Annotated in this window: 4 protein-coding genes; 3 read left to right on the forward strand and 1 reads right to left on the reverse strand. The window is 61.3% G+C overall.

The annotated features are described in order from the left end of the window. Positions 1-700 (reverse strand): signal recognition particle receptor subunit alpha (locus D8V06_RS04380; RefSeq protein ID WP_177434355.1); only part of this gene is annotated, 700 nt, incomplete at its 3' end. A gap of 210 nt (positions 701-910) precedes the next feature. Here D8V06_RS04380 and ccsA point away from each other — a divergent pair. From ccsA to D8V06_RS04395, 3 genes are all read left to right on the forward strand, one after another. Further along, positions 911-1,723, forward strand: coding sequence for a cytochrome c biogenesis protein CcsA (ccsA, locus tag D8V06_RS04385; protein WP_056853627.1), 813 nt, complete (start codon positions 911-913; stop codon positions 1,721-1,723). A gap of 12 nt (positions 1,724-1,735) precedes the next feature. Continuing rightward, complete coding sequence (locus tag D8V06_RS04390; protein WP_130930507.1) at positions 1,736-2,980, forward strand: transporter associated domain-containing protein; 1,245 nt, start codon at positions 1,736-1,738, stop codon at positions 2,978-2,980. Between the two features lie 170 nt (positions 2,981-3,150). Then, on the forward strand, positions 3,151-3,528 hold a 378-nt coding region (locus D8V06_RS04395; protein ID WP_153189250.1), incomplete at its 3' end, for an MFS transporter.

Consider the following 3,528-nt stretch of genomic DNA (forward strand, 5'->3'; position numbering starts at 1 on the left):
TGGCCGTGTTGGCGGCGTCCTGACCGGTCATGGCGTCGACCACGAACAGGGTTTCAACCGGGTTGATCGCGGCATGCAACGCCTTGATCTCGCCCATCATCTCTTCATCGATGTGCAGGCGACCGGCGGTATCGACGATGACCACGTCGATGAATTTGAGCTTTGCTTCCTTAATAGCCGCTTGCGCGATCTCGACCGGCTTCTGGCTAAGGTCGGACGGGAAGAAGGTCACGCCCACTTCACCGGCGAGCATTTCCAGCTGTTTGATCGCCGCTGGACGGTAAACGTCCGCAGACACGACCATGACCGACTTCTTCTTGCGCTCCTTCAGGAAGCGCGCGAGCTTGCCGGCGGTGGTGGTTTTACCCGCGCCCTGCAAACCGGCCATCAGGATGACCGCTGGCGGCACGGCGCTGAGGTTCAAATCTTCGTTGGCTGCGCCCATCAGGCTTTCGAGTTCGGCCTGGACGATTTTCACGAAGGCCTGGCCCGGCGTCAGGCTGCGCGACACCTCGGTGCCGACAGCGCGCTCCTTGACCGAATTGACGAAGTCCTTGACCACTGGCAGGGCGACGTCGGCTTCGAGCAGCGCCATGCGCACTTCGCGCAGGGTGTCTTTGATGTTGTCTTCAGTCAGCTTGGCCTTGCCGGTGACATGGCGCAGCGTCTGCGAGAGACGGTCGGTTAAGTTTTCAAACATTGCGCGATCCTTTCAGGCCCTGTGTAGACCGGGATAATGGCGGCCCGGACCGGACTAAAACTGTGCTCGGCGAGCCTGCGGCGTGGGCAGGTCGCGGATTATAGCGAAGACTGCGGTCGGCGGACACCTCGCCGTCAGCTTGTCTGGTCTTTCGTGCCGCGTGGGTTCTATGCCAAACTCAGCGCCTTTCGGGCTTGCCTAACAGGACTTATGCTCCCCTTGTCACCCAGTTTGCTTACCACCCTCGCCGCCGCCTGTTTATACGCCGCTGCGACTATCTATCAGGGCACCCGCCTGGCCAACTGCGCCAAGGCCAACAAGCGCCTGCTGGTCACGCTCGGCGTACTCGCGGTGCTGGCCCATGGCGCCAGCCTGGTGACCCACCTGCTGACGCCGATCGGCCTGGGCCTGGATTTCTTCAGTGCCGCCAGCCTGATTGCCGCCGCAGTCATCGCCCTGACTTTGCTGGCCTGCTCGCGAATCCCCGTGGAGAACCTGCTGGTCTTACTGTTTCCCCTCGGCGCGCTGACCGTGCTCCTGGCGCAGTTCGCTCCCGCCGGCACGGTACAGATCATCGACGAAGAACCGGGCATCCTTGCCCATATCCTGCTGTCGATCCTCGCCTACGGCATGTTCACCATCGCGGTATTCCAGTCGCTGTTGCTGCTGGTCCAAGACCATCAGCTCAAGCACAAGCATCCGTCCGGGCTGATCAAGAACTTCCCGCCGCTGCAGACCATGGAAAGCCTGCTGTTCGGCTTCCTCTGGGCCGGCTGGACTCTGCTGTCGATGTCGTTGATTTCCGGATGGCTGTTCGTCGACAACCTGTTCGCCCAACACCTGGTGCACAAGACCTTGCTGGCCTGCCTGGCCTGGATCGTCTTCAGCGTGCTGCTCTGGGGGCGCAATCGCCTCGGCTGGCGCGGACACAAGGCCATTCGCTGGACCCTTGCCGGATTCTGCCTGTTGATGCTGGCGTATTTCGGCAGCAAGCTGGTCCGTGAATACATCCTGCATATCTAACGGGCGGCATTAATGGACGACTTGCCCTTAGGGCCAATGCTCGCTGTAGTGGCCCTGCTGGTTTTATGGTCGGGACTGTTTTCCGCCATTGAAGCCGCACATCAATATCTGCTGGCCAAACGCATCGCTTCGCGCTCGAGCGACAAGCCACCGGCCAGGCTGAGCTTCCCGCTCGTCAGCCTGATCTTCTGCAATACCCTGTGTCGCGCGCTGGTCGTGGTCATTTGCACCTTGCTGGCGATTTTCACCTGGGCGCAGAACGGTCCATGGATCGCGTGCCTCGGTGCGGGCGCCATTCTGCTGGTGCTTGCCGACTATTTGCCCCGTGCCGTTGCCGCCCGCCATCCGGATGCCATCCTCGCCTTTGGCAACAGCTTGCTGCGCGTCCCGCTGAGAATGGTTTACCCCGCTGCCTGGCTGCTTGATGCCATCGCCAAACTGTTGATTCGTCCACTGGCCCGCAAGGTCAAGGTCGTGCAACAGAGCGAAGACGAGGCACCACACGCCCAACACGATGACCGCGAACCCGCCGTCCACCGGCCACATCCGCTGCCCGGCATCCATGCGCTGGACAACATCACGGTCAACGACATTCTGGTGCCGCGCAGCGAAGTCGACGGGATCAACCTCGATGACCCGATCGAAGAAATCATCGAACAACTGCGCAACAACACCCGCACGCGCCTGCCGGTGTTTCACAGCGACATCAATCAGGTTGAAGCCGTGCTCAACACTCGGCAAATCGGCCATCTGCTGGCCGACAACAGCCTGACACTGGACGCGCTGATGGCGGCCAGTCGCGAACCGTACTTCGTACCGGAAAGCACTCCGCTGCAACTGCAACTGCTGAATTTCCACAAGCAGCAGCGTCGGCTTGGCATGGTCGTCGACGAGTACGGCGAGGTGCTTGGCATCGTGACCCTGGAAGACATTCTCGAAGAAATCGTCGGCGAGTTCGAAAGCCAGCAAAGCCTGGACAACCCGCACATTCACCCCCAGGCCGACGGCCGCCTGGTGATCGATGGCGCCGCATCGATACGCGACCTCAACAAGAGCCTCGGCTGGCACCTGCCATGCGATGGCCCGAAAACCCTTAACGGGCTGGTGACCGAGGCGCTGGAAACCATTCCCGAGAGCGCGGTATGCCTGAAAATCGGTCGTTACCGCCTGGAAATCCTCGAGACCGAAGACAACCGCGTCACTCGGGTATTGATCTGGCATACCGGCCCGGCGCCCGTCGCGGCCACGGCAGGCTGAGCATTCTTGCCCCCCCTTGTTGAATCGTTAGCCACCTTCCTATAATCGAGGCGCTTACCCAAGCCCCCCGCTACGCTGTGCTACCCGCACTCTGCTGCAAACCCACATCCCTGGGTGTTCAACCATAATAATTCGCTCCACTGGGGCACATGACTGTCAGGGATAACCGCATGACGACCAGCACAACCTACGACCACGCGCCTGCGCAACCGACGAACTCCGCCACCCGCGTGGCCACCGCGAGCTTCATCGGCACCGCCATCGAGTTCTACGACTTCTACGTTTATGCCACTGCTGCCGCACTGGTGATCGGCCCGGTATTCTTTCCGCAGACGTCCGGGACGGCGCAGATGCTCTCGGCTTTCCTGACGTTCGGCATCGCGTTTCTGGCACGACCGCTGGGCTCGGCGCTGTTTGGCCACTTCGGCGACCGCATCGGACGCAAATCCACCCTGGTGGCCTCGCTGTTGCTGATGGGCGTATGTACCACGCTGATCGGCGTGCTACCCGGCTATGACAGCATCGGCGCCTGGGCGCCGATCCTGCTT

Source organism: Pseudomonas sp. Sample_24 (genome assembly GCF_004307605.1).
Taxonomy (GTDB): Bacteria; Pseudomonadota; Gammaproteobacteria; order Pseudomonadales; family Pseudomonadaceae; genus Aquipseudomonas.

What these genes read in the sequence shown, in the direction of transcription:
- ccsA (WP_056853627.1), top strand. Translation starts at nt 911, where the DNA reads ATGCTCCCCTTGTCACCCAGTTTGCTTACCACCCTCGCCGCCGCCTGT.
- D8V06_RS04390 (WP_130930507.1), top strand. Translation starts at nt 1,736, where the DNA reads ATGGACGACTTGCCCTTAGGGCCAATGCTCGCTGTAGTGGCCCTGCTG.